This window comes from Rhizobium cerradonense, assembly GCF_030182455.1.
Classification (GTDB): Bacteria; Pseudomonadota; Alphaproteobacteria; order Rhizobiales; family Rhizobiaceae; genus Rhizobium.
The window spans coordinates 462,301-488,102 of record NZ_JAQJCK010000003.1 but is presented as its reverse complement, the minus strand read 5'-3'; the positions used below and the strand labels follow the sequence as shown (position 1 = coordinate 488,102).

Sequence of the window (25,802 nt, the reverse complement as noted above, 5' to 3'; positions counted from 1 at the left end):
ATCATCTCGCCTTAAACCAAAAATAAGTCGCCTGCGCTGAAGACTGCGTGCAAATGCCGTCCGATTGGAGACGCCCAAATGCAGGCGCAGAAGGTGCAAACGCAGAAGCTCGATATTGCAGCCATGCCTGTTGCGGCTGCGGCAGGCGACGGCATGCGCCTCGACATCTTCGACAGCATGGCACCGCTGGAGGCCGAATGGCGGGCGCTGGAACAAGACGATCTTGCCTCGCTACATCAGAGCTACGATTGGTGCGCCGCCTGGGTCGAGACCTTTCGATATCCGCTGGCAATCATCCGCGGCTCTTTCAACGGCCGCACCGCCTTTATCCTGCCGCTCGAAATTATCCGCAGCCAGGGCATCCGCCGTGCCGAATTCATCGGCGCGCGTCACAGCAACATCAATACCGGCCTGTTCTCCGGCGAATTTCTGGAAACAGCGGAGAATGGCCTGTCGGCAGTGCAGCAGGCAGAGATTGTGCAGGCATTGCGGGGCAAGGCCGACCTGATGGTTCTGCGTAATGTGCCGCTGGAATGGCGAGGTCGCAAAAGCCCCCTCGCCTCGATGCCCGCTGTCGAGAATCAGAATCATGCCTTTCAAATGCCGTTCCTCGGCACCTTCGAAGCGTCGCTGAAGCAGGTGAATGCCAAACGGCGGCGCAAGAAATTCAAACATCAGACCCGCATTCTCAATGAAAAAGGCGGCTACGAATATGTGATCGCGGCTCCTGATGAGCGGGATGCCCTGCTCGATCTGTTCTTTCGACAGAAAGCGGTGCGCTTCGAAGCGGCGGGCCTGCCGGATGTGTTTCAGGATCTGCCGACCCAAACAGTGCTGCACAGGCTGCTGGCGCTTGGCAGCGAGGAGCGATCCTATGCTGCGCTGGAGATGCATGCGCTGCGGCTGAAGGGCGAGCATGAGGGGCATATCCCTGCGGTCGCCGCTCTGTCACGCAAGGGCGATCATGTCATCTGCCAGTTTGCCTCGATCGACGAGACGCTGGTTGCCGAGGCGAGCCCTGGCGAACTGCTGTTCTGGCTGATGATCGAGCGGTTTCACCGCGAAGGTGTCAGCCTCTTCGATTTTGGCATCGGCGACCAGATCTACAAGCGCTCCTGGTGCCCGACGGAAACGACACAGCACGACCTGATCCTGCCGGTTTCGGGGATCGGCCATGCGGCGGCTTTCGCGCAACGGGGAGTGACGCGCGCCAAGGCGGCCATCAAGGCCAATCCGCAGCTCTATGGATTCATCCAGCGGCTGCGAGCGCGGCAAGGCGGCAGAGACGCCCCTGCGGCGGAGGCTGAGAAGGACTGATCAGGCCGCGTGCTGGCGCGCGTCAGGGCCATGTTCCTGACGCCAGCCGGACATCAGGATGATGTGCTCATAGCCGGCCTTCTGGAATTCCGTCATTGCCGTCATGAATTGGTTCTCGTCCGGCTCCGGCATGGAGAGGATGATTTCGGTATCCTTGCTGCGCGTCAGCCGGGCGACGCCCGAGACGTCCGCGGCGCCACACTCGACCAAGACGATATCATAGGCCGAGCCGAGTGCATCGAGGATGAGGGACAGGCGGTCGGCGCCGCGCATGGCCCGCCCGAGATCGCTGGTGCCCTGCGGCACGAGATGGGCATCGGAAAGACGGTCGGGATGAATGGTATCGGCAAAGGCGGCCTCGCCGCAAAGCAGATCGGTTACTCCGGAAAGGCCGGCAGTTTCGGCCATCAGACGCGACGGGCAGCCCGTTCCGGTCATATCGACCAGCACGATGCGGCGTCCGGCATCCGATATGGTGCGGGCCAGCATCACGGTCGCCGTGGATCCGTTGTCGCCAGTCGGTGATATGGCGATGGCGAGGCGGGAGTCGCGTTCGATCAGATAATCGGCAACCGACTGGATGGAAAAATCCTCTTCATCCTCCACCTCGTCGATGGTCTCCTGTGGCCGATGACCAAGATCGACCGCTGCTTCCATCTCCCGCGCCAGTGCCTCGTCGGCAACGACGGAGAGCATGCTGGCGGGCACGTCTCCTCGACGGGATGCGGGAACGACTTTGGCGGGGACGCCGTCGATTACGGTTTCCGCAAGAGCGGCAGGTTCCTTCCGGGCCACGACTTCGGGCTCGACCGGGCCAACCGGACGCAACGCACGGCCGCTGAAGAGTTCGGCCAGCATGATGACGATTGAGGTCAGAATGAAGGTTGCAAGCGTCGCGACGACGACGATCGGACCGATCTTCGGGAAATAGGGATCGACCGGTTCGACGGCCTGGGAGACCACGCGGGCATCCGCCGGGCTCGAATTCTTGTCGACGCGGGAAGCGGCTTCGCGGTAGCGGGCGAGATAGGTTTCCAGCAATTGCCGCTCAGCGGTCGCTTCGCGTTCCAGTGCGTTGAGGCCGACTTCATCTTCCCCTGCCCTGGCGCTATCAGCCTTCAACGTGTTCGACTGGCCGACGAGCTGCTGCTCGCGCAGTTGCGCCACCTTGGCTTCATTCTCGATGCTGGCAAGGATCTTCTTAGTTTCACGGTCGATCTGCTGGCGGATGTCGGCGAGCTGAGCGCGCAGGCTCCTCAGCCGCGGGTGGCCATCCATCAGCGTCGTGGAGAGATCAGAAATCTGCGATTCCAGATTGGACTCTGTCGCCTTCAGCCGCTGGATCGTCTGCGAGCCCGAAACATCGGCGAGCGTATCGGTGGAACGGCCGGTGGCCAGTGCGCTGCGAACGGCCTGGGCCCGTGCCTCGGCATTGGCCCTCTCGCCGCGCACCTGCGCCAGTTGGCCGGAAATGTCGGCAAGCTGCTGCGTCGCGAAGGTATTGTTATCGCTGGTTTGCAAGAGACCGTTGGCGGAGCGATAGTCGGCGACCTTCTTCTCGGCTTCGTTGACCTTGTTGCGCAGATTGGCGATCTCGGGCTCCAGCCAGCGGGTCGCCTCGGTATTGGAATCAAGCTTGGCACCGCTTTGCATCGACAGGTAGACCTGCGCCATAGCGTTCGGAACGCTGGCCGCCAAATCCGGAGCGCGGGAGGTGAAGCTGATACCAATGACGCGCGAGCTGTTGATCTGATAGACCTGAAGCTTACTGGTGAAGGCGTCGAGCATCCGCTCTTCCGGCGCCTTGTCGAGCGGGCTCTTTTTCAGGTGCAACATGACAAGAATGTCGGAAAACGCCGAGCTCTTGGTGGCGGCATCGAACTCCGGGCGCTCGTAGAGCTTCAGGTTGGTAATCACCTGCTTGATGAGATCGGCCGATTGCAAGATCTGCACCTGGCTGGCGATGTTGAGTTCATCGAGCAGCGGACCGGAGCTGGCATCATTGTTCTGCGTCGTGGTCGCAAAGGCCGGCGCACGCTGTTCGATCAGAATGCGCGTTTCGCTGCGATATTCCGGCGAGACGATCTTGGCAACGGCAAATGCCAGACAAGCGCCGACCAGAGTGATGGCGATGACGCGTACCCGGCGCTGCCAAACGGCGCGAAAAAGCTGCGCTAGGTCAATATCGACATCCTGCTGGCTGCTGTTGACGCCGGGCATACACAAGAACTCCGTAATATAAAGCCGATTGAAGTGTAAACGACTATGGTAACCCAAGCGTTAATTGTATTTTTCATGTATTATTTTCGAGTTACCTAATAAAGAATGTAGAATTTTTCTTGCCCTTTACCGACCGTTAACCCTAACGGATCGATAACGGCGCTAGTGATTTTCCTCTCCTGAGAGCGCGAAATGCCCTTCGCAACGCCAAAGATTGTCCTGGCACTCGGCATGGCTGCCGTGAGCGCTGCGCTCAGTGGCTGCAATACCTATCAGCCGGCGCCGAAAGCCTTCAGTGAAGCAACGATTCAGCCTTATACGCTTGACAGCGGCGACCGCCTGCGCGTCACCGTGTTCGACCAGGAAGGCTTGACGAATACCTATACAGTCGATCAGGCCGGTTATATCGCCTTCCCGCTGATCGGCCAGGTCCCTGCCCGCGGCCGTACGCTGCAGCAGCTTTCCGGCCAGATCGCGCAGAAACTTCGCCAGGGCTATATCCGCGATCCCGATGTCACCATCGACATCGATCGCTATCGCTCCGTCTATATCATGGGTGAAGTCGGCCAGCCCGGTCAGTATTCCTACGTGCCCGGCATGACGATACAGAATGCCATCGCTGTTGCCGGCGGCTTTACCAGCCGCGCGAACCAGTCAAATGCCGACGTTACCCGCAAGATCAATGGTCATGTCATGACCGGACGGGTCGGCATCTCCGATCCGGTGCTGGCAGGCGACACGATCTACGTCCGCGAACGGCTATTCTGACCGCCCCGATCATGGCTAGACCGCTCCGCATCCTTCATTGCTTCAGATCTCCGGTCGGCGGGATATTCCGCCATGTCCGCGATCTGGCGGAGGAACAGAGCAAGGCGGGACATGCGGTCGGCATTCTCTGCGACAGCCTTACCGGCGGGGCGCATGAGGACCGGCTGTTCGACGATGTCAGACCTTTCCTGTCGCTCGGCGTGACGCGCCTGCCGATCCGGCGCCAGATTAGCCTGTCGGACGCCACGACGCTCTGGGACAGCTACAACAAAGTCAAAAGTTTGCGGCCGGATGTGCTGCATGGGCATGGCGCCAAGGGCGGCCTGCTTGCGCGCATCATCGGCTCAGCCTTGCGGGTGAACAGGTATCGCGTTGCCCGCCTTTATACTGCGCATGGAGGCAGCTTGCATTTCTCGCGCGCCTCGCCCCAAGGCATGCTGGTGCACAGCTTGGAGCGGATGCTGGAGTTTCTGACCGACGGACTGATCTTCATCTGCGAATTCGAGCGCCGAAGTTACGAAAGCAAGATCGGCAAGCCGCGGACGCGCACCGCAATGATCTACAACGGCATCAGTGGGCGCGATTTCCGGAACATACCCACACGATCTGACTCTGTGCATTTCGTCTATATCGGCATGCTGCGGGACCTGAAGGGTCCCGATCTGTTTGTGGAAGCCTTCGCCAAGACCGAACGGCGGATCGGCCGGCCTTTGTCCGCATTGATGATCGGCGACGGACCGGACAAGGACAAATACCGTACTATGATGATACAGCGTGGCCTTGGTCACCGCATCGGCATGCTGCCCGCCATGCGCGTGCATGAGGCCTTCGCCATGTCGCAGAATGTCGTCGTTCCCTCACGCGCCGAAGCCATGCCCTATATCGTGCTGGAGGCTCTCGCTGCCGAGAAGACGGTGATCGCCTCGCGCGTCGGCGGCATTGCCGAAGCGCTTGGCGAGCAAAGCCCTGCGCTTGCCGAAGCAGGCGATGCCGACGATCTCTCCCGTGTCATGGCGGCGGCAATCAGCGAGCCGCAATGGCGTCAGCACACCATGCCGAAAATCGAGACGATCCGGTCGGCATTTTCGGCGTCCGTCATGGCGAAGGAAACTATAGACCTATATTATGATATACTTGAATTGGGCGGCAAACATTAGAATACAATCAAGTGTTGTAAACGTTTATTAGCTCATATCTGTTAGGCCATCTCCGGTAACGACCGGATGAATTGCCATGAACCATATTGAAGAGTCCTCGCAATTTAACTTGGACAATATTCGCAAGCAGGTCTCGGAAATTCGCACTCGCGGCACTGAGGAACAGAGCGGCGATCATCAGGCCGGCGACATCAACGCCTATGCCCGCCAGATCGCCGAACAATTTCGCGAGAGCAATCAGACGCCGGCCATCATCATCGGGCAATACCGGCTTTTCGAATTCCTGTCGTTGCTTGCCGTGGGGCTGGCGGTTCTCTTCTTCCAGACCACGCCCGGCGCCCATCCCTTCCTGTCGCAGGCGGCGGTGACGATCGCGCTTTGCGGTCTCGCCATCGTCTTCCTGCAGGTGGCCGACGCCTATCAGATCCCGATACTGCGCGCGCCGCATCGTTTCCCGCAGCGTATCCTGGTGTCATGGGTGGCCGCGTTTGCTGTGATGGTTCTTGCCCTCCTGCCCTTCGACGTCAACCATATCTATTCGATCCGCGCTCTCGGGATCTGGCTTGCCGCCGGCACAATCTTCCTCGTCGCCGCACGTGCCGTGTTCGCCTATGGCATCCGCAACTGGGCCCGCAACGGTCTCATGGAGCGGCGCGCCGTCATCGTTGGCGGCGGTGAACCGGCCAAGGAGTTGATCCGCGCGCTGGAGCATCAGTCTGACAACGATATCCGCATCTGCGGCATCTTCGATGATCGCGGCGAGAAACGTTCGCCGGTGATGGTCGCCGGTTACCCGAAACTCGGCACTGTCGCCGAGCTGGTGGAATTCGCCCGGCTAACGCGCATCGACATGCTGATCATCGCGCTGCCGATCAGCGCCGAGGATCGCATTCTGCAGCTTCTCAGGAAGCTTTGGGTGCTGCCCGTCGACATTCGCCTGGCAGCGCATGCCAATAAGTTGCGCTTCCGCCCGCGCTCTTATTCCCATGTCGGCGCGGTGCCGATGCTCGATATCTTCAACAAGCCGATCCGTGATTGGGACGGCGTCGCCAAGCGCATTTTCGATGTCTTCTTCAGCCTGCTCGCGCTCTGCCTGCTCTGGCCGATCATGCTCGGAGCCGCAATTGCCGTGAAGGCGACATCGAAGGGACCGGTCTTCTTCATGCAGAAGCGCCACGGCTTCAACAACGAGATCATCAACGTCTTCAAGTTCCGCTCGATGTACACCAACATGAGCGACCCGACGGCCCGCATTGCCGTGACGAAGAACGATCCCCGGGTGACACCGGTCGGACGTTTCATCCGCAAGACCTCGATCGACGAATTGCCGCAGCTCTTCAACGTGCTGCTCGGCAATCTGTCGCTCGTCGGCCCGCGCCCGCATGCCGTATTGGCGGCGAGCCACAATCGCATTTATGCCGATGTGGTCGAAGGCTATTTCGCCCGCCATCGCGTCAAGCCCGGCGTCACGGGCTGGGCACAGATCAACGGCTGGCGCGGCGAGATCGACAGCGATGACAAGATCAAGTTCCGCACGGCTTACGATCTCTACTATATCGAGAACTGGTCGCTGTATTTCGATCTGAAAATCCTGTGGCTGACTCCCTTCCGCCTCCTCAACACGGAAAACGCCTATTGACCGCGATCGATCTCCCCTATCGGCGCGTCGACCGACCTCAGCTCGCAGCATTGCGGCTGGTCGGCACGGCTTGCGTTGCTTTCGGGGTCTTTCTATCGGGCTTCGTCATCGCCGAACCGGCGCCCTATGAGCTATGGGTCGCCTTTCTCATCGGCACCTGGTTCATCCTTGGGCTGAAGATCTCACGCAATGTCGCGCCGCTTCTGGCGCTGTTCCTGACGTTCAACGTCGGCGGCATGCTGTCGCTGACGCAGATGCGCGACCTCGGGGCAAACTCCCATCTCGACGGACCGATCTATGTGGCCGTTTCCACCTTCCTGGCGCTGAGCTCGGTCTTCTATGCCGCGATTATCGAAGACAGCGAAAAGCGGTTGAAGCTAATCTTCAACACCTGGGTAGTCGCCGCGCTGATTACGGCAAGCCTCGGCATTCTCGGCTATTTCCACGCCTTTCCAGGCGCTGAAATCTTCACCCGCTATGACCGCGCCATGGGCGTATTCCAGGACCCCAATGTCTTCGGTCCCTACCTGGTGACACCGAGCATCTATCTCATGCACGGCATCCTGATCGGCGACCTGAAGAAGGCGCCGATCAAGGCGCTCTGCCTGTTCGTGCTGGCCTTCGGCATCTTTCTCTCCTTCTCTCGCGCCGCATGGGGCTTGTTCTCCTTCGCGTCGGCGATGCTGATCTTTTGCATGCTGCTGCAGCACCGCAGCAATGCCTTCCGGCTGCGCATTCTGGTGATGTCTTTGGCGGCAATCATTTTCATGGTCCTGCTCCTGGTCGTCGCGCTGCAGTTCCATCAGGTGAGCGACCTGTTCTCGACGCGCACCCAGCTCGTGCAGGATTATGATGGCGGTCATCTCGGTCGTTTCGAGCGCCATCGCATCGGATTCATGCTGTCGATGGAAAGGCCGCTCGGCATCGGCCCGCTCGTCTTTTCCACCCTGTTTCGCGAGGACGAGCACAATATCTGGCTGAAGACGCTGACCACCTATGGCTGGCTCGGCTTCTTCTGCTGGGTCAGCATGATCTGCTGGACCATCTATATCGGCTTCCGCAACTTTTTGAAGGACCGGCCCTGGCAGCCCTACTTGACGATCGCCTGGATCGTCATTCTCGGCCATGTCGGCATCGGCAATGTCATCGACACCGATCATTGGCGCCATCTCTACATGCTGATCGGCATCGTCTGGGGCTGCGGGGCACTCGAGCAACAGTATCAGCGTAGCTTGGCCCGAAGGGAAGCAGCATCGTGAACATGAATGTCGGCATCAAACGCCTGTCGCTGCTGCAAGTTCTCGAACCAAGCGGCGGCGGTTCCGGGCGGCACTTCCTCGATCTCTGCCGCGCCATGCAGCGCCGCGGCCATTCGGTGACGGCGATCTATTCGCCTTTGCGCGCCGAAGCAGCTTTCGTCGCCGAATTGGAGGGGATGGGCCTCGACAGCGTCATCTCTCTTGCCATGCGGCGCGCGCCGGGACCTTGGGATATCACCGCTTGGTGGCAAATTCGGAAAATCGTCGCACAGCACGGGCCGTTTCATCTCATTCATGGCCACAGCTCTAAAGCTGGAGCGCTGACGCGGCTGAGATTGCCAGGCCCGCATATTCCGGTGATCTATACGCCGCACGCCTTCCGCACCATGGACCCGACACTCGGAAGCCGAGGCCGGATGATCTATGGCGGCATCGAGAGGCTGCTCGGCAACTGGCTGTCCGACCGCCTGATCTGCGTGTCCCGCGATGAATATAATCATGCGCTGTCGATCGGTATTCCGGAGGGGCGACTGCGGATCGTCGTCAACGGCGTCAGCGCCCCACCATCCGGTCAGCGCGCCGCCATCCGTGCGCATTATGGAATACCGCAGGACGCCCTGCTCTTCGGTTTCGTCGGCCGGCTGACCCCACAGAAAGCGCCGGAGCGATTGGTCGAGGCCTTTGCCCGCGTCGCCAAAGACTTACCACAGGCGCGCCTATTGATGATCGGCATCGGCGAACTGGCCGAGACCGTCGGCAGCATGATCAAGGCTGCCGGCCTCGAAGATCGCGCCCATCTCGATAGCTCTATTCCCGGCGCCACCGCCGTCGACGCCTTCGATGTCGTCGTCATGCCGAGCCGCTACGAGGCCATGTCCTATGTCATGCTGGAAGCTGCCGCCGGCGGTAAGCCCCTGCTGCTGACCGATGTCGGCGGCGCACGCACGGTGATCGAGCCCGGCAAGAATGGCTATATCGTCGCCAACAGCGACGACCCCGCAGAACTGGCCGCGGCGATGATGCGCTTTGCCGATCCGAAATTGCTGCGCAGCTTCACAGCCGAGGCCCGGCGGCGCAAGGACGGCTATACGCTCGCCGGCATGGCGGATGCGACGGAAGAAATCTACTTCGAATTGCTCGGCCATCGCGTCCCTAACTTCCTGAGAACGCCGGAAAAAGTGGCGCTGCGCAGCGCGTCCTGAAGCAAGCGACGGGAATGCAACCACATCTCAAGTTTGCGCATGATCCGATCCGAAAATCGGTTCCGATTTTCAGATTTATGCGCTAAATTTCAGTCATGATCACATCAGCGCAACTACGCGGCGCACGCGCCATGCTCGGACTGACAATAGAAACGCTTGCCGTCGAGAGCAAATTGTCCGTAACGACGATTGAAACGCTGGAAGAGGACGTCAGTTCGGGGGATGCCAAGGCGTTGGTCGCCTTGCGTACCGCCCTCGAAGCCCGCGGCATATCGTTCATCGCCAGCGGGAGCGACGAAGCCGGCGGTGCCGGCATCCGCTTCAAGCATTGGGCGGAAGATGGCGGCATCCGGCCGGAAAACCTGAACGCCACCAACGACGATTGAGGCTTACGCCAGGCCCCAGTTCCGAACCAGTTGCTCTGGCGCGGAGAGAGCAGCGCGCAAGATGAAGCGTTCGGTATCGTTGGCCGGCTCCCTGCCCTCGGCGATGGGACCAATCGGCAAGCCATGGCCGAAATCATTCAAAGTCACCAGTTCCAGCACGATATCGCCATAGTCGTTACGCCATTCGCGTCGCTCGCCGCCTTCGAACAGGCGCAACCGGCCCTTGGTCTGCGGCCGCCCATGCACGGCCAGCCACTGCGCCACCGACGCTTCGGCATTGCCGAACGAAACGACGCCGTCATCGGTCCCATGCCAGATGGAGACCGCCGGAAAACGGGTGGCATCCGGCGAGGCTTCGCGGACGAGTTCGGCCCATTTTTCGGCCGGGCGCGCGGCGGCTCTCTTCATCACATCCAGCGCAGACATGGCATCGCGGGCGGCACCGAAAGGTAAGCCGCCGATGACGGCGCCGGCAGCAAACAGCTCCGGATAGGTGGCGAGCAGCGCCGACGCCATGGCGCCGCCGGCCGACAGGCCCATGACGAAGATCTTGCTGTCGTCGATATCATGCAGCCGGCGGCTGAAATCGATCATCTCGCGGATCGAACCCAGCTCGCCGCGATCGCGCGTCACCAGGCTCGGGCGGAACCAATTGAAACAGAGATTGGCATTGTTGGCCGGCTTCTGCCCGGCATAAAGCACGGCGAAACCGTGCTGGCGCGCCAGGGCCGTCCAGCCGCTGGCGCGATCGAAATCCTCGGCATTCTGGTGACAGCCATGTAAGACGACGACCAGCGGCATCGGACCTTGGACACCTGCCGGCACATATTCCAGCATGCGCAGATCGCCAGGGTTGCGCCCAAACCACAGGACCTCCGTCAGACGCTGCGGCACTAGCTGCGTGGAGACGCGCCGGCGTGCCGGCTGCGATCGCGGCCGCGTCACGGGGAATTTGAGCTGTGGCAGCTCAACGGAATCAACGAGCAAACGGCGAAGCCGGCTCGGAACTTTGAAATTCATCATGGACCTTTCAAATTATCCGCGCCCACCGTAGTTGATTTCATTTGGCGGGCGGGCCGCACATCGACCCCGCGGGGCAACGAGATCGAGTAATCGACTCTCCTTGTGCGATGCAGCAAATATAAGGCAGCGACGCAGGTTCGAGCAGGCACAATGCGTCATTGCTGCTATGTGAAATCGGCTTAAAGCGATCAGATGATTGAAGAAAAAAGCGTCAGAGATAGGCTTTCGCAAGCGCAAGAAGCTTTGCATCTTCTTTCACGCCCTGGCGATAGAGCTGAATCATCAGGGCACCCAGGCGTTCGCCCTCCTGGCTGCGGGGACTAATGCCGCGATCCATGCAGACGGCATCCAACACCTTTTCCAAACGATCCAGATCGTCGGAAAACAGGGGTAGATCCTGCGGGTGAATGGAGGTTTCTAACATGGCGCCGCCTCGTCCGTCGGGCCGCACGCAAATACGGTCGCCGGTGCCCGTTTGTTTAACCGACGATACAGAAAGTGACTATGCGCCCTGCCCGGAGGCTTGGCAAGCAAGGTTTTGTGGGAACGGCTCTTTATCTCGAAGCACTCTGACTCCGAGGAATATGCTCGCAATTCTCACAAGACTACAATTTTAAGTTACGCCATCACCAAGCCTTCACCGATGCCTGACATAAAGGACAAGAAACGGAGGCTTCCTGATGAACAAACGTCTGATCTCGGCGACACTTTGCATGCTTCTGCTCGGCGCCGCGGCGCCGGCCTCTTCGCAGTCCCTTTCGGCGTTGCCGCTGCGCAACCCGCGCCAGGTTCCCGATGGCTATATCTCCGTGCAATCCGGGATATCGCTTTCCGTCCCGATCACGGATGGCAGCGATGAAAAACAGCAGCAGGATGCGATCAAATCCTTCTATCGCATCGCCGCCAGCAACTGCACCGTGCTGCTCGATACTATTGCCGACGATTGCCAGATCAACGCGCTTTCCAGCAACACCGATGTCACCAATATGGACGGTCGCGGGCCGAAGCTGACAGTGCGCGGCCAGATCACCATGGCAGTTAAACTGAAGCCTACAGCCGGCGCCGCGAAGTGAATAAAGGTTCCGCTTAGGCATCCAGCAGCAGGGAAGCCAACGGATCGGTAAGAAATCTTGGCGATAATTTCCTCGCAATTGAGGAATGAAGCCATGGCAAAAACGAAACGACGCACGCGGCGCAAGCCGCAAGCTAAAGCGGGCAATTCGATGTGGCTGTGGGGCACGGTCGGTCTGGCCGCCATAGCAGGCATTTTCGCCTATGAGCATCGCCGGGATATGCCTTCGTTGCAGGCCTATGCCGGCGCCGCCGCCGTTCGGCACGTGGCACAAGACGCGCCGTTGCCGACGGCCAAGCCGAAGCCCAAAATGGTTGCCGTCGTTCCCGAACACCCGACCTCGGCGCTGCCGGTCCCGCCAAACGTTATTCCCGTTGCCGTGCCGGCGGATCGGACGCTGGCCGCTGCCCCACCTGAAGCCGCCGGACGATTCGGCCTGTGCGGCGGCGAAACCGGCATCAACTGCGTCGTCGACGGCAACACCTTCTGGCAGAATGGAATCAAAATCCGCCTGGCGGATATCGATGTCCCTGACATCGAGCCCTCGCATTGCGCCGGCGAGCGGCAAAAAGCCACCGCCGCGAAGCTGCGACTGCAAGCCCTTCTCAACCGCGACACCTTCGTGCTCTCCGCCAGCGGGCGGGGTGACGATCAACAGGGTAGCAAATTCCGCATCGCCATGCGGGCCGGCCGATCCATCGGCGATCAAATGGTTGCGGAAGGACTGGCCCGCCGCTGGACGGGGCAGACAACATCGTGGTGCAGCTAAATCAATGAAAATTTGATTGGGAGTTCAAGGAGATAAATGGTCGGGGCGACTGGACTCGAACCAGCGACCCCTTGACCCCCAGTCAAGTGCGCTACCGGGCTGCGCTACGCCCCGACCTGCCGAAAAGGCTTGATTGCATTAGTCTGTCGGGCATGGCAGCGCAAGAGGTAAAATCGCACGTCGGGATAAAAACGGCATCAAGAGCGAGAAAAGTTCTCGCTCTGCCGATCACCTGCATACGCGCCGAGGCCCGTGGCTAGGTTGGTAGGTGTTGTCCGAGGCGCGGTAGGACGGGTAGCGGTCGGCGCAGGCTTGGGCATGGCTATCGTAGTAGCTTTCCGAGCGCTGCCTGTTGAAAAGCGTGCCGGTCACGAAGGACTTAAACAGCACACCGCTGTCGGAATCATCGTCATAGTAACCGTCGAAACCATGGTGCTTATGGCCGCCGCTCCAATGGTTGTGGCTGTGGCCATGGTCGTGGACCTGGATGATATCGGATTGCTCCGGCACCGAGAGCGTGGGCATGGTGATGGCGCCGGCGGGTACAGCGGCGCTTGCTGCCAATAATAGACCAAAACCCAAGGCCGCTGCCGATCTTTTGATCGTACGCATGTGCAACTCCTTCGAATTCCAGCAGCAGCAAGCTCAACTTCGTGAGAGCCTTGCCGCCGACCACTCCGGCATTAGCTTTATATAGTGGCTTTGAACCAAGCTCACAGATGCCTTGCCGTCTTCCAGGCGGATTTTTCATTGAATAAGAAGTGATTAGAAAGTTACGGCGATGAAGCTCCTGATTGCCTTGCTGCTGTGCGGACCTTTGCTTGCCGCATGCACGACGACCAACCAATCCCTGCAGCCGATTCCCGGCAGCATCACCTATGGCGGCCAGCCGCATTTGAAGCTGACGCTATCGCCTCCGGGCACCCGATTGCCGCACCATTTTGTCAATCAGTGGGGCCAGGATGTGTATGAAACCTACATCATCCAGCCCGATCGCAGCCTGAAGCTTGTTAGTAGGGAAGAGATAACCCGGCCGTTCTAGCAGCGGCGGCACCCATCAACAAAAAACTCCGCCGGCGCAACACCGGCAGAGTTTTCATTTTTCGGCGAGATGATAGCCGTGGTGGTAGTGATTGTCGCTGACCGCAGCGCCGACGAGGATGTCGCCCGCTTTCGGTCGAAGATCGCTTCCGCTTAGAAATTCCGTTCGAAACGGAGGATGCCGGCGACCGTATCATCATTGATGAAGTCATAGTGCATGTAGGTCAGTTCCGGCTCGATGAGCAGATCCTTGACCGGATTGAACTTGACGTTGGTGGTGGCCTCGAAAATCTTCGACTCGGTGTAGGCAAGCTGCAGGTTCCACTTCAGCTTTTCGTTGATGGGCACGCCCACGCCGCCCCATACGGCCCAGTCACCCCAGCCGCACTTTGCCCCGTGAACGACACCATCTGACGTCGTGCAGGCCGATTCATCCTGATAGGAGCCGGCATACTGGTTGAGCTTGTCACCATCCGTATTCCAACCGCCCATCAGGAATGCTTCCACGCCGCCGAACTTGGCATCGATGCGGGCCTTGATGGCACCCTCCTCGACGATTGAGTCATATCCGCCGACGATTTTGAAGCCGAGGTTGCCAGTCGTGTAGCCCAAACCTGCAACAACGTCCGGCAAATAATGATCGGCCTTGGAGGTTACCCAAGCACCGCCATAGCTATCGGAATCCGATGTCGAGTTGCTGTCTTCCAGCGAAATGACGCCGGTGAAGCCGTTGCCGGCGTCATAGTTGTACGTCAACTGGTTGAGCTCATAGGGGCCGTCATAGATCGCATCGTCGTTGATGACGTCGCCGGCGTAACCGGCATAGAGGTTATACTGCGAATCGAGCTTGCCGACGGTGAAGCCGCCAAGGCTGATATTGGCAAACAGCAGCTTCGACGCGGTATCGCCTCCATCGTTCCATTCCCATCGCAGGATAAGATTTGTCTTCAGAGGACCGTATTCCGTGTCCGTCGCCGTATCGACCTTGAGCTCCGCGCGGTCATGCCAGAGCGTGCCGACCCTGCTGTTCGGATTATAGGCATCGTACCATTGGCCTTCCGTACGAACTTTGCCGCCGATCTTGAGGCAGGTTTCCGTGCCTGGAATGAAGAAATAGCCGGCGCCGTAGGCGTCGCAAATGCGCACATATTCCAGCGGCTCGGGTTCTGCCGCGACAACGGCGTCTGCCGCATGGGCACCGCTCACCGATGCCAATGCGGCGGCGGAGCCGAGAAGAAGGCTCTTGATGTTCATGGTGTCTCCATTCGAATATCCACCAGGATGGCTTTGCGGCGGGTGGTATCGGGCCGTGCCATAACCTGATTTAAGTCCCCTCATCTCGAGGGCGAAGCAACGAAGCTTCATCGCCGAAGCTGGACCCGGTATCGGGAGCTTGCAAGTTAATAAGCAGAGCAAACCAATCGTCACATTAATGTCGAATTCCATACGTGACAAAAATAACACTTACATTTGCTCAGTCGTCTGGCAAATGCTCAAGAACTAACCCGGTTCAGCCAGCACGTATTTTAGCTGTATTGAATGACAGCAATAAATAATTACAATCCGCCGGTCGGGATTACCATCGTCTGCTGCAACCGGAACGGTGCAGATGACCAGATCAGCGGGAAAAGCCCATGTTTCTCAGAGTGCTCAGCATATCTCTCCTCACTGTCGGCATGGTCACGACGGCAATGGCAGCGTCAAGCGGTCATGGAGCTGGCGGCGATCGCGGTGGCTGGGGCGACAGTCCGGGCGCGGACGACCCTGGCAATTATCGCAACACCATTGTTGGTGATCGCGACACGAGCGACACGGTGGAAAAGGACCCGAACGCATGCTGGACGCTCCCTCGCTCCGCCGATGGAAAATCCATCGTTGCGCCGAGCCAGGCTAATCCCACTGTTCCACGCAGGTGCAACTGACCTCTTAAAATCATAACAGAAACTCAAACATTGCAGGTTGTCAGCTTTTCCGGCGCGGCCTCTGTCTTACCGCACCTGATCGAGCAACCGCTTGCATTCCAGCAGGTCATAAAGCGTTTCCTGCAGCAGCGCCCGATCTTCCTTGCCGACGCTCGACTTGCCGATGGAAACATCGGGAGCTTCGTCTTCACCGCTGACGAAGTTGAAGAAGCGACGGCTGATCGGCGCCTTGGGGCGGCCGACGATTTGGTCGTCGTCCGGAGAGCCGACGCGCGGCTCGGCCACGACCGGCTCCTGCGCAGTGGCCAGCGCCTCGACGCTCGCAAGATCGCCATGGCCGACGGCGATGACGAATTTGTTGCCATTGGTCTTCAGAAGCTTCTGAACGCCCTTGATCGTATAGCCATGGTCATAGAGCAGATGACGGATGCCGTTCAGCAGATCGACGTCTTCCGGACGATAGTAGCGCCGGCCGCCGCCGCGCTTCATCGGCTTGATCTGCGGGAAACGGGTCTCCCAGAAACGCAGGACATGCTGCGGCAGATCAAGGTCTTCCGCGACTTCGCTGATCGTGCGAAATGCATCCGGGCTCTTGTCCATCGTCATACCCCCACAGCATGGCTCCGGCGCCATTCAGGCCGGATCATGCGAAACCCGATATCCGCACCGCGCCTTATCGCGATACGACTCATCATATTTCAACGGTTTGCCGGGAGAAATTCAAGTCGCCTCTTCAGCTCTTTCACAAGCAAGCCGAAAAATAAGCGCGAACAGCCTGGAAAACTGCGTGCCAGAGCACATGCCCCGGCACAGCCAATATCGGTTTTGATGGATCAGGAAACGGGATTTGCCGGCCGGACTTTCGCCTTGCGGCTGGCATGGGCCTTCAGGATACGCGTCTTGAGGACGTTGGACGCCTTGAACGTCATGACACGGCGCGGAGAGATGGGCACCTCTTCGCCGGTCTTCGGGTTTCGACCAATGCGTTCGTTCTTGTCGCGCACCTGAAACGTCGCGAAGGAGGAGAGTTTTACCGTCTCGCCACGCACGATGGCGTTGCAAATTTCATCAATCACCGTTTCGACCAGTTCCGCCGACTCAGTCCGGGAGAGGCCGACTTTCCGGAATACCGACTCCGCCAAGTCCGCGCGCGTCACTGTCTTGCCCGTCATAGTTCCCCGCCCATATTGCTACGTAATTTTATCTAAGCTGCAAGAGACTATTGCCCTTGCACCAAACGGTCAAGCTCTTGTTAGGAATCGGATTTTAGAGATGCGGCCTACCAGCGCAGAAGAACGGCGCCCCAGGTAAAACCGCCGCCCATGGCTTCCAACATCACCAGATCGCCCTTCTTGATCCGGCCGTCGCCTGCCGCCACGGCAAGCGCGAGCGGGATCGACGCCGCTGACGTATTGCCATGGAGATCCACGGTAACCACAACCTTCTCGGGAGCAATTCCGAGCTTTTTGGCTGAGCCGTCGATGATGCGGCGGTTTGCCTGATGCGGTACCAGCCAGTCAAGATCGTCCGCTGTCACTTCCGCCGCTTCGAAGGTGGCCTGGATGACATCGGTGATCATGCCGACGGCATGTTTGAACACTTCCCGGCCTGCCATATGCAGCACGCCGACCGTTCCTGTCGAGGAAGGGCCGCCATCGACGTAGAGCTTGTCCTTGTGGGCACCGTCTGAACGCAGGCTCGCTGTCAGCACGCCACGATCAGTGCTGGCACCGGTCCCCTCGCCCGCTTCGAGGATCAGCGCGCCGGCACCGTCGCCGAAGAGGACGCAGGTCGTGCGGTCCGTCCAGTCGAGAATGCGGGAGAATGTTTCGGCGCCGATGACGAGCACGCGCTTGGCAACGCCGCCACGAATATAGGCGTCGGCGGTCGTCACCGCATAGACGAAGCCCGAACAGACAGCCTGGACATCGAAGGCGAAGCCATGATGCATGCCGAGGCGGTTCTGGATGTTCACCGCGGTGGCGGGAAAGGTGTTATCCGGCGTCGAGGTGGCGACAATGATCAGGTCGAGATCGTCGGCCGTCAGGCCGGCATTGGCAAGGGCTGCCCGCGCCGCCTGCTCACCGAGCGAGGCGGTGGTTTCGCCTTCGCCGGCAATGTAACGCTGGCGGATGCCGGTGCGCTGGATAATCCAATCATCGCTGGTGTCGACGACTTGCTCCATCTCGCGATTGGTCATGACGCGCTTGGGGAGCGCCGAGCCAAATCCGCGAACAACTGAACGGATCATTCTTGTTATACCCCGTCGCTCATGCCGCTTCCGGTCCGATCGGCGGCTGCCGTTTGGCATGATATTTTTTCAGATCGTTTTCTATCTTTTGAGTGAGGCCATTCTTGGCCATGTCATAGCCGACATCGATGGCCGCCGCAAAAGCCTCGGCATTGGCGCCGCCATGGCTCTTGATGACGATACCGTTGAGGCCGAGGAAGACGCCGCCATTGACCTTGCTCGGATCGAGCTTCTCGCGCAGCAGGTCGAAGGCGCCCTTGGCGAAGATATAGCCGATGCGGGCCAGCAGCGTGCGCGTCATGGCCGCGCGCAGATAAGCGCCGATCTGCTTTGCCGTGCCCTCGGCCGCCTTCAATGCAATATTGCCGGAGAAACCCTCCGTCACCACCACATCGACGGTGCCCTTGCCGATATCGTCGCCCTCGACGAAGCCGAAATATTCGAGCGATTCGAGATTGGCTTCGCGGATTAGGCGGCCGGCTTCCTTGACGTCTTCCTGGCCCTTGATTTCTTCAACGCCGACATTCAGCAGGCCGATGGTCGGTCGCTCGATCTCAAAGAGCGCGCGCGCCATGGCGCCGCCCATCAAGGCGAAATCCAGCAATTGCTGCGAATCGGCGCCGATAGTCGCGCCGACATCGAGCACGATGCTTTCTCCCCGCAGCGTCGGCCAGATTGCGGCGATCGCGGGACGTTCTATGTTGGCCATCGTGCGCAGGCAGAATTTTGCCATGGCCATCAGCGCACCGGTATTGCCGGCGGAAACTACGACATCGGCGTCGCCGACCTTCACTGCCTCGATCGAGCGCCACATGCTGGAAATATAGCGGCCGCGGCGCAGGGCCTGGCTCGGCTTTTCATCCATGCTGATGGCGACATCGCATTCATGAAAGACGGATTTTTCCCGAAGTTTCGGATATTTGCCGAGGACCGCTTCGCAACGATCCTTCTGGCCGTACATGACGAACGTAATGTCGGGATGCCTATCCAGCGCCTTGGCCGCGCCAGGAATGACAACCTCAGGGCCGAAGTCGCCACCCATTAGGTCAAGAGAAATTCTGATCACGCGTCCCTAGTCCTTTTTGTCCGCCGGGCCCGGCGAATTTGGCGTCAAAATACCGGTTTCTCCTCGCGTTACAACTGAATTGTGTTCAATTGCCAGAGGGGTCTATTCCTTTTTCCAGTCTTTCAGGACAGCGAAAGGCGACGGTTTCTTGTCATCTTCACCACTATCCTCGATGTGACCTTCGAACTCGATGCCGGGCTTGCGCGGATAGGGATCAATGGCAAGCGCGGCGAATTCGGCAACGACTGCCCCGGCATCGATCGTATCGCCGATGAAGGTTTCCGGAAGATCCGGACCGTCGGGGTCGAGCACCATTTCGCCTGCATCCATGGACGGCGCCCGCGCGAGCTTCGAATCCTCGGGGATGAAAATATGCTCGAAATCCTCGTCGATCTCCGATTCGACCGGCTCCAGCGTCACCACACAGGCCTGGACGATCTTTGCGCGAACATTGCCCTTGAGGCGGATGCCGTCGCGCTTCCAGCGGGAAATCTTCAGATCTGCCGAGAGGCTCTCCACGGAAAGCACATCCCAAAGCGCAGCCAAGCCAACAAGCTCCCTCTTGTCGGCTTCGAGATGCACGTCCACCGGGTTGGCGGAGATATGGCCGACCTTCACCGGATAGGAAAAGGGCGTTTCGTCGGAGTTGGTTCTTTTCATTTTTGTCTCCTAAGGTGCGTCTTTGCCGATTTCAGGCGGCTGCGGCAGCGTTGCGGAGCCGGTGGCGATCTCGGTTTCTGCGATCCCTGACAGATGCGTCTCGGCGGTCATCATCCAATCCGCAAGAGCAATCATCGAGGGAGCTCCCTCGCCTGCCTTGGGATAGATATTGCGCCGGAGGGCAGCGGCCAGCGCGACACGGTCGTTCCCGTCCATCGCGGCGGCATAGCTCTCCAGCCGCCCGTAAAACATACCGGCCAGTTTCTTCATCCGCTTCGGCACGCTGTTGTCGCCGATTCCGAGTTCGCGGATCGAATAGTCGATATCCTCAAAAAAGGCATCGACGATTTCCTGGGCAAGCTCCTGGCCGCTGGTTTCAGACGAACGTGTACGGCGGAAAAATAGGATCATCACCGCCGACAGCAGCTCGAAACGACCCATCACCGTGTCCGGCACATCATAATCCGTATAGAAAACCGGCAGGCGCGCCATCGCGGTCAGGGTGTCATATTGCCTGACGACGATGAGCTGGTTGTGATTTCTTTTGCGGAAGAGCCCAAAAATCATGAAAATTCCCGGAATTGGCTCATTCAGAGCGCCCCGTTGCGCTCGGCCTTGTTGCATCCACTTGAAAGCTGGTTTACCGAAGCAGGCGCGAATTGCAATGCCGTTTGTGCCCGCTTCAAGGTCCCGCCCCAGCCGTCGTCACTCTCCGTGCATGATTGGTGATGAAGAGTGCCGAACAACATCGTTGAGCCTTCCGCAATCGCGGAATGGCCACAATGATGTGCACAGCAAGGTCATATCGGCCGTTCGGCCATCGGTTTGATTCATTAGGGGAGATGAGATGTCGTTGACGAGACGGTATTTCAAGTCTGACAGAACTTTCATCAGTAGTGCCGCTATCGCTCTGGTGATTGCCACCGCGGGGCTCGCGGGCTGCCAGACCAGCGAGGTCATGAACAACGGCTACATCTTCGACCAGCAAGCGCTCAATCTCGTGCCCGTCGGCTCGAGCCGCGAGCAGGTGCTGCTTTCGCTCGGCACGCCGTCGACGACGGCGACCTTCGATGGCGAAGTCTTCTATTACATCTCCCAGAAACGCACGCGCGCCGTGGCCTTCATGAAGCCGAAGCTGGTCGACCAAAACATTCTGGCGATCTATTTCGACAAGGACGGCGTGGTGAAGCAGGAAGCCAACTACACGCTGAAGGACGGCCGGGTTTTCGACATGATCAGCCGCACGACGCCGACCGGCGGTCGCGACATGACCTTCCTGCAACAGATCCTGCAGGGCGGCGGCAACGGCATCAACGGCGCGAAGAACTTCCTCAACAACCTCAACGCCGGCCAATAAGCTGGCGATACCCCATCAAAAAACCCGCGAAGCGCAGGCTTCGCGGGTTTTTCATTTGTTCAGCCCTCGCTCTTATCCGGCGAGAACGGCAAGCAGCAGCAGCGCGACGATATTGGTGATCTTGATTGCCGGGTTGACGGCGGGACCGGCTGTGTCCTTGTAGGGATCCCCGACAGTGTCGCCCGTGACGGAAGCCTTGTGCGCCTCCGAGCCCTTCAGGTGACGCGCACCATCCTTATCGACGAAACCGTCTTCGAAGCTCTTCTTGGCATTGTCCCAGGCACCGCCGCCCGACGTCATGGAAATGGCGACGAACAGGCCGTTGATGATGACGCCCAGCAGCGAGGCGCCGAGCGCGGCAAATGCCGAAGCTTTCGAGCCGGAGATCAATAGCACGCCGAAATAGACGACGATCGGCGCCAGTACCGGCAGCAGGGACGGAATGATCATCTCGCGAATGGCGGCCTTGGTCAGAAGGTCGACAGCGCGGCCATAATCGGGGCGTTCGGTGCCCTTCATGATGCCCGGCTTTTCACGGAACTGCTTACGCACCTCTTCGACGATTGCGCCGGCCGCACGGCCGACGGCCGTCATGGCGATGCCGCCGAAGAGATAGGGAATCAGGCCGCCAAACAGCAGGCCGGCGACGACATAAGGGTTGGAGAGATCAAAGGATATCGTACCCACATTCGTGAAATAGGGGAACTGATCGCCATGGGCCGCGAAATATTTCAAATCGTTCGAATAGGCGGCAAAGAGCACCAGAGCGCCGAGACCGGCCGAGCCGATGGCATAACCCTTCGTCACCGCCTTGGTGGTGTTACCGACAGCGTCCAGCGCGTCGGTCGATTTGCGCACTTCCGGCGGAAGATGCGACATTTCGGCGATGCCGCCGGCATTGTCGGTGACCGGACCGAAGGCGTCCAGCGCAACAATCATCCCGGCGAGACCGAGCATGGCTGTGACCGCGATACCGGTGCCGAACAGGCCGCCGAGCTGATAGGTGGCAAGGATACCGCCGACGATGACGATTGCCGGCAGTGCCGTCGATTCGAGTGAAACGGCGAGGCCCTGAATCACGTTGGTGCCATGGCCGGTGACCGAGGCCTGGGCGATGGAATTGACCGGGCGCTTGTTGGTGCCGGTATAATATTCAGTGATGACGACGATCAGCGCCGTGACGATCAGGCCGACGATACCGCAAAAGAACAGCCTCGTGCCGGTGACTTCGAAACCTGCGGTAGCGCCGATCGAACCCCAGCCGACGGTCACAGACGTGGCGGCAGCAAGACCAATGATCGACAGAACGCCCGTGGCAATCAGGCCCTTGTAGAGCGCGCCCATGATCGAGCCGTTTACGCCGAGCTTGACGAAGAAAGTGCCGATGATCGAGGTGATGATGCAGGCGCCGCAGACCGCCAGCGGATAGATCATCGCGGAGGCGAGAATTGGCGTGCCGGCGAAGAAGATCGCGGCGAGCACCATGGTCGCCACGACGGAGACCGCATAGGTTTCGAAGAGGTCGGCGGCCATGCCGGCGCAGTCTCCGACGTTGTCGCCAACATTGTCAGCGATGGTGGCGGGATTGCGCGGGTCATCCTCGGGAATGCCGGCTTCCACCTTGCCGACGAGGTCGCCGCCGACATCGGCGCCCTTGGTGAAGATACCGCCGCCGAGACGGGCAAAGATCGAGATCAGCGAGGCGCCGAAGCCGAGCGCCACCAGCGCATCGATGACGTCGCGCGAGCCCGGCTCATGGCCGAGAATACCCGTCAGCACGTAGAAATAGATGGAGACGCCGAGCAGAGCGAGGCCGGCGACCAGCATGCCGGTGATGGCGCCCGACTTGAAGGCGATGTCGAGGCCGGCCGACAGGCTATGCGAGGAGGCCTGTGCGGTGCGGACATTGGCCCGCACGGAGACATGCATGCCGATGAAACCGGCGGCACCCGACAGGATAGCGCCGATCAGGAAACCGATGGCGGCTTCGCCCGACAGGAGCAGCCAGGCCAGGATGAAAACGATGACGCCGACAATGGCAATGGTTCTGTATTGACGCGCCAGATAGGCTTGCGCGCCTTCTCGAATATAGCCTGCAATCTCCTGCATGCGTGCATTGCCCTGGTCGGCTGACAGCACCGACCGGGTTGCCCAGACGGCGTAGATCACCGAGAGCAGTCCGCACGCGATAACACCTAACAGAATCGACATTTCGCTTTTTCCCTCCAAAAAAGCCGGCGGTTCACTCCCCCTCCGGCCGCCCGCGACAATGGCCTGCCCCCTCCTCCCAAGGGGGTCGGCAAATGTGCAAGGGGAGATTGCGTTTGGGAAAACGTCGCGTCAAGACCGCCCGCGGGTAAAACACCCGATGGAAGTTCAAAAGAATGTCGCTTGGTGAAATCAGGCGCGAGCGAAAGAAACGAAACCGGCAGGGATCAAGCGCCGGCCTGACGTCGGGCCTTATTTCTTGGCTTCGCTGCGAACCTGCTTGGCGATTCGGTCGAGCACGGCGTTGACGAGCTTCGGCTCATCCTCTTCAAAAAAGGCGTGAGCGATCTCGACATATTCGGTGACGATGACCGGGACCGGCACGTCCTTGCGGTCGAGAAGCTCGAAGGTGCCGGCACGCAGGATGGCACGCACGGTGCTGTCGAGACGCGATAGCGCCCAATCGTCCTGCAGGGCGGAGCCGATCAGCGGATCGAGCCGGGTCTGCTCGCGCACGACACCGGCGACGATGGAACGGAACCAGGATGCGTCGGCCTTCAGATAGGTCTCGCCGTCCAGCTCCTGTCCGAGACGGTGTGCCTCGTATTCGGCTACCACCTCCAACACGCCGGTACCGCCGATATCCATCTGATAGAGCGCCTGAACGGCGGCAAGGCGTGCTGCCCCCCGCTGGTTCGCGGTCTTTGCCGGTCGCTCGTTATCCTGATTGCTCATGAACTTATGCACCCAACTTTTGTTTCAGCGCGATCATCGTCAGCGCTGCGCGGGCGGCGAAGCCACCCTTGTCCTTGTCCGAGCGGCGCACGCGCACCCAGGCCTGATCGTCGTTTTCGACCGTCAGGATCCCGTTGCCGATCGCCAGAGATTCGCTGACGGCCAGATCCATCAGCGCACGCGAAGATTCGTTGGAGACGATGTCGAAATGATAGGTCTCGCCGCGGATGACCATACCGAGGGCGACATAGCCGTCATATTCGGTGCCCCCGTTGTCGGCGCCGTCAAGTGCCATGGCGATGGCGGCCGGAATCTCCAGGGCGCCGGGCACGGTGACGACGTCATAGGTCGCGCCGGCTTCTTCGAGCGCGGTCTTGGCGCCGTCGAGAAGAGCGTCGGCCATGTCATCGTAGAAGCGGGCTTCAACGATGAGGATGTGGGCATTGGTAGAGCTGGACATACGTCACCTGCTAAATGAGAGGGCGGGCAGCACCTTGATAAGGGCGGGTCAAACCACGGCGGGCCGCGCTTGGCAAGTGTTTTTCGGATGCCTGCGCCAATTCTAATCCGGATTTGAGGAACATTGATCCGTGCCAGAAATTGTATCTTCCGCCAGCTCACTCGCTTCGCTAATAATTTGCTACTGGCAGGGAGGAACCTGATGACAGAAAAAACCAGATGCGCTGTCAACCTCGGCGAGCTACACCTCGATCATTGGCAGCAGGGAGATTTTTTTGCCGGCAGCGATGTCTCCTTCGGCGCACTGCTCGGGCTGAAGGATCTTGGCATCAGCTACAATGAAGTGCCGCCCGGCAAATCCGGCTGTCCATTTCACAATCATCACGTCGAGGAAGAGCTCTTCGTCATTTTAGAGGGCGAAGGCGAATATCGCTTCGGGAGCGAACGTTTCCTGGTTGCGAAAGGCGATGTCCTCGGAGCGCCCGCCGGCGGCCAGGAAACTGCCCATCAGCTCATCAATATCGGCCCGAGCGTGCTGATCTATCTCGTCATCTCAACCAAAGCCAGGACGGAGATCGTCGAATATCCCGACTCCGGCAAGTTCATGGCGAAAACCAATCGCCCCGGCGAGGCGCCGCGACGCTTCAGCTTCATCGGGCGCGAAGACGGCGCCGTGGATTATTGGGACGGCGAGCCGGGAGCATAAACAGATGCACATGAACGCAGAAACGGCAGACAGGAAGGAAGCCGCTCCCGCCATGACCATAATTCCGACGCTGATGACCGAACGCCTCATCCTCCGCTCGCACCGGCTGGAGGATTTCGAAGAATATACCGCCTTCTGGACGCAGGAAGATCTTGTCCGCTACATCGGCGGCGAGACGTCGACGCGCGAACAGGCCTGGTCGCGCCTGCTGCGTTATGCCGGTATGTGGCACCATCTGGGCTTCGGTTTCTTCGCCGTCGAAGAACGTCAGAGCGGCCGCTTCATCGGCGAAGTCGGCTTCCTCGACCTGCATCGCGACATGCACCCGACCACTACGGAGGGGACCTTGGAATCCGGCTGGGGGATCACACCAGCGCTGCAGGGCAGAGGTTATGCAACGGAAGCCGTCAAGGCGGCGATCGCCTGGGCTGACGACACCTTCCCCGGCCGACGCATGACCTGCATCGTCGATCCAGAAAACAGGCCGTCACTGCGGGTCGCCGAAAAGGTAGGATTCCGCCGGATCGGCGAAGTCTTCTATAAGGACAAGCCCAACGTCATGTTCGAGCGGTAGTGGCGGAACCG

The 25,802-nt window shown here is 59.6% G+C and carries 28 protein-coding genes and 1 tRNA gene; 14 read left to right on the top strand and 15 right to left on the bottom strand.

The window, feature by feature from the left end:
* Positions 1-93 precede the first annotated feature (93 nt).
* Entirely contained in the window at positions 94-1,317 is a 1,224-nt protein-coding gene (locus PH547_RS09990; protein ID WP_445945002.1) for a GNAT family N-acetyltransferase, read from the top strand.
* On the opposite strand, the gene PH547_RS09985 is transcribed toward PH547_RS09990, so the two are convergent.
* Positions 1,318-3,537 (bottom strand): GumC family protein, encoded by a 2,220-nt coding sequence (locus tag PH547_RS09985; protein WP_260303801.1) that lies wholly within the window; start codon positions 3,535-3,537, stop codon positions 1,318-1,320.
* Between the two features lie 192 nt (positions 3,538-3,729).
* On the opposite strand from PH547_RS09985, the gene PH547_RS09980 reads away from it, so the two are divergent.
* From PH547_RS09980 to PH547_RS09955, 6 genes are all read left to right on the top strand, one after another.
* Positions 3,730-4,305 carry a polysaccharide biosynthesis/export family protein gene (locus tag PH547_RS09980; protein WP_104822644.1) on the top strand — a complete coding sequence of 192 codons (576 nt, stop codon included), beginning with the start codon at positions 3,730-3,732 and terminating at the stop codon, positions 4,303-4,305.
* A gap of 11 nt (positions 4,306-4,316) precedes the next feature.
* Entirely contained in the window at positions 4,317-5,462 is a 1,146-nt protein-coding gene (locus PH547_RS09975) for a glycosyltransferase family 4 protein (protein WP_104822643.1), read from the top strand.
* A gap of 76 nt (positions 5,463-5,538) precedes the next feature.
* Positions 5,539-7,101: an undecaprenyl-phosphate glucose phosphotransferase gene (locus PH547_RS09970; RefSeq protein ID WP_104822642.1), complete on the top strand. Its 1,563-nt coding sequence runs from the start codon at positions 5,539-5,541 to the stop codon at positions 7,099-7,101.
* Positions 7,098-8,360, top strand: coding sequence for an O-antigen ligase family protein (locus PH547_RS09965; protein ID WP_285168164.1), 1,263 nt, complete (start codon positions 7,098-7,100; stop codon positions 8,358-8,360). Before PH547_RS09970 ends, PH547_RS09965 begins: the two co-directional genes overlap by 4 nt.
* A gap of 2 nt (positions 8,361-8,362) precedes the next feature.
* The gene (locus tag PH547_RS09960; RefSeq protein ID WP_283051214.1) at positions 8,363-9,562 is read left to right on the top strand and encodes a glycosyltransferase; all 1,200 of its coding nucleotides are present in this window, start codon (positions 8,363-8,365) and stop codon (positions 9,560-9,562) included.
* 95 nt (positions 9,563-9,657) lie between these two features.
* A complete protein-coding gene (locus PH547_RS09955; protein WP_283049924.1) occupies positions 9,658-9,948 on the top strand; it encodes a helix-turn-helix domain-containing protein in 291 nt (96 codons plus the stop codon).
* Positions 9,949-9,951: 3 nt separating this feature from the next.
* On the opposite strand, the gene PH547_RS09950 is transcribed toward PH547_RS09955, so the two are convergent.
* Positions 9,952-10,971, bottom strand: a complete 1,020-nt coding sequence (locus PH547_RS09950; RefSeq protein ID WP_245463939.1) for an extracellular catalytic domain type 1 short-chain-length polyhydroxyalkanoate depolymerase — start codon at positions 10,969-10,971, stop codon at positions 9,952-9,954.
* Positions 10,972-11,182: 211 nt separating this feature from the next.
* Positions 11,183-11,395, bottom strand: a complete 213-nt coding sequence (locus PH547_RS09945) for a hypothetical protein (RefSeq protein ID WP_104822638.1) — start codon at positions 11,393-11,395, stop codon at positions 11,183-11,185.
* Positions 11,396-11,651: 256 nt separating this feature from the next.
* Here PH547_RS09945 and PH547_RS09940 point away from each other — a divergent pair, with 256 nt between their 5' ends.
* Both PH547_RS09940 and PH547_RS09935 read left to right on the top strand, forming a co-directional pair.
* Positions 11,652-12,044, top strand: coding sequence for a hypothetical protein (locus PH547_RS09940; protein ID WP_104822637.1), 393 nt, complete (start codon positions 11,652-11,654; stop codon positions 12,042-12,044).
* Between the two features lie 93 nt (positions 12,045-12,137).
* Positions 12,138-12,812 (top strand): thermonuclease family protein, encoded by a 675-nt coding sequence (locus PH547_RS09935; protein ID WP_285168162.1) that lies wholly within the window; start codon positions 12,138-12,140, stop codon positions 12,810-12,812.
* 37 nt (positions 12,813-12,849) lie between these two features.
* Here PH547_RS09935 and PH547_RS09930 read toward each other — a convergent pair.
* Positions 12,850-12,926 (bottom strand) — tRNA-Pro (locus PH547_RS09930).
* A 114-nt stretch (positions 12,927-13,040) separates the two neighbouring features.
* Entirely contained in the window at positions 13,041-13,424 is a 384-nt protein-coding gene (locus PH547_RS09925; protein WP_285168161.1) for a BA14K family protein, read from the bottom strand.
* Between the two features lie 169 nt (positions 13,425-13,593).
* Between PH547_RS09925 and PH547_RS09920 the strand changes: the two genes are divergently transcribed.
* Positions 13,594-13,854, top strand: coding sequence for a hypothetical protein (locus PH547_RS09920; RefSeq protein ID WP_104822634.1), 261 nt, complete (start codon positions 13,594-13,596; stop codon positions 13,852-13,854).
* A gap of 152 nt (positions 13,855-14,006) precedes the next feature.
* On the opposite strand, the gene PH547_RS09915 is transcribed toward PH547_RS09920, so the two are convergent.
* Positions 14,007-15,107, bottom strand: a complete 1,101-nt coding sequence (locus tag PH547_RS09915) for a porin (RefSeq protein ID WP_285168160.1) — start codon at positions 15,105-15,107, stop codon at positions 14,007-14,009.
* A gap of 380 nt (positions 15,108-15,487) precedes the next feature.
* Between PH547_RS09915 and PH547_RS09910 the strand changes: the two genes are divergently transcribed.
* Positions 15,488-15,775, top strand: coding sequence for a hypothetical protein (locus tag PH547_RS09910; protein ID WP_104822632.1), 288 nt, complete (start codon positions 15,488-15,490; stop codon positions 15,773-15,775).
* A gap of 66 nt (positions 15,776-15,841) precedes the next feature.
* Here the strand turns inward: PH547_RS09910 and PH547_RS09905 are convergent, their stop codons facing one another.
* The 6 genes from PH547_RS09905 to PH547_RS09880 form a co-directional block, all read right to left on the bottom strand.
* The gene (locus PH547_RS09905; protein WP_104822631.1) at positions 15,842-16,381 is read right to left on the bottom strand and encodes a MerR family transcriptional regulator; all 540 of its coding nucleotides are present in this window, start codon (positions 16,379-16,381) and stop codon (positions 15,842-15,844) included.
* Positions 16,382-16,608: 227 nt separating this feature from the next.
* Positions 16,609-16,947, bottom strand: coding sequence for an integration host factor subunit alpha (locus PH547_RS09900; protein WP_104822630.1), 339 nt, complete (start codon positions 16,945-16,947; stop codon positions 16,609-16,611).
* 107 nt (positions 16,948-17,054) lie between these two features.
* On the bottom strand, positions 17,055-18,026 hold the full coding sequence (locus PH547_RS09895; RefSeq protein WP_283049920.1) for a beta-ketoacyl-ACP synthase III: 972 nt from the start codon (positions 18,024-18,026) through the stop codon (positions 17,055-17,057).
* Between the two features lie 19 nt (positions 18,027-18,045).
* The gene (plsX, locus tag PH547_RS09890) at positions 18,046-19,092 is read right to left on the bottom strand and encodes a phosphate acyltransferase PlsX (RefSeq protein ID WP_104822628.1); all 1,047 of its coding nucleotides are present in this window, start codon (positions 19,090-19,092) and stop codon (positions 18,046-18,048) included.
* Between the two features lie 102 nt (positions 19,093-19,194).
* The gene (locus PH547_RS09885; protein ID WP_285168158.1) at positions 19,195-19,752 is read right to left on the bottom strand and encodes a YceD family protein; all 558 of its coding nucleotides are present in this window, start codon (positions 19,750-19,752) and stop codon (positions 19,195-19,197) included.
* A gap of 9 nt (positions 19,753-19,761) precedes the next feature.
* On the bottom strand, positions 19,762-20,376 hold the full coding sequence (locus PH547_RS09880) for a ubiquinol-cytochrome C chaperone family protein (protein ID WP_199773535.1): 615 nt from the start codon (positions 20,374-20,376) through the stop codon (positions 19,762-19,764).
* Between the two features lie 223 nt (positions 20,377-20,599).
* Between PH547_RS09880 and PH547_RS09875 the strand changes: the two genes are divergently transcribed.
* Positions 20,600-21,109 carry an outer membrane protein assembly factor BamE gene (locus tag PH547_RS09875; protein WP_104822625.1) on the top strand — a complete coding sequence of 170 codons (510 nt, stop codon included), beginning with the start codon at positions 20,600-20,602 and terminating at the stop codon, positions 21,107-21,109.
* Positions 21,110-21,181: 72 nt separating this feature from the next.
* Here the strand turns inward: PH547_RS09875 and PH547_RS09870 are convergent, their stop codons facing one another.
* From PH547_RS09870 to PH547_RS09860, 3 genes are all read right to left on the bottom strand, one after another.
* A complete protein-coding gene (locus PH547_RS09870; RefSeq protein WP_104822624.1) occupies positions 21,182-23,320 on the bottom strand; it encodes a sodium-translocating pyrophosphatase in 2,139 nt (712 codons plus the stop codon).
* Between the two features lie 249 nt (positions 23,321-23,569).
* A complete protein-coding gene (nusB, locus tag PH547_RS09865; protein ID WP_104822623.1) occupies positions 23,570-24,052 on the bottom strand; it encodes a transcription antitermination factor NusB in 483 nt (160 codons plus the stop codon).
* A 4-nt stretch (positions 24,053-24,056) separates the two neighbouring features.
* On the bottom strand, positions 24,057-24,512 hold the full coding sequence (locus PH547_RS09860; protein ID WP_104822622.1) for a 6,7-dimethyl-8-ribityllumazine synthase: 456 nt from the start codon (positions 24,510-24,512) through the stop codon (positions 24,057-24,059).
* Between the two features lie 201 nt (positions 24,513-24,713).
* On the opposite strand from PH547_RS09860, the gene PH547_RS09855 reads away from it, so the two are divergent.
* Together PH547_RS09855 and PH547_RS09850 are read left to right on the top strand one after the other, a co-directional pair.
* Complete coding sequence (locus tag PH547_RS09855) at positions 24,714-25,217, top strand: cupin domain-containing protein (RefSeq protein WP_104822621.1); 504 nt, start codon at positions 24,714-24,716, stop codon at positions 25,215-25,217.
* Between the two features lie 52 nt (positions 25,218-25,269).
* Positions 25,270-25,791: a GNAT family N-acetyltransferase gene (locus PH547_RS09850; RefSeq protein WP_199773565.1), complete on the top strand. Its 522-nt coding sequence runs from the start codon at positions 25,270-25,272 to the stop codon at positions 25,789-25,791.
* Positions 25,792-25,802: the final 11 nt, after the last annotated feature.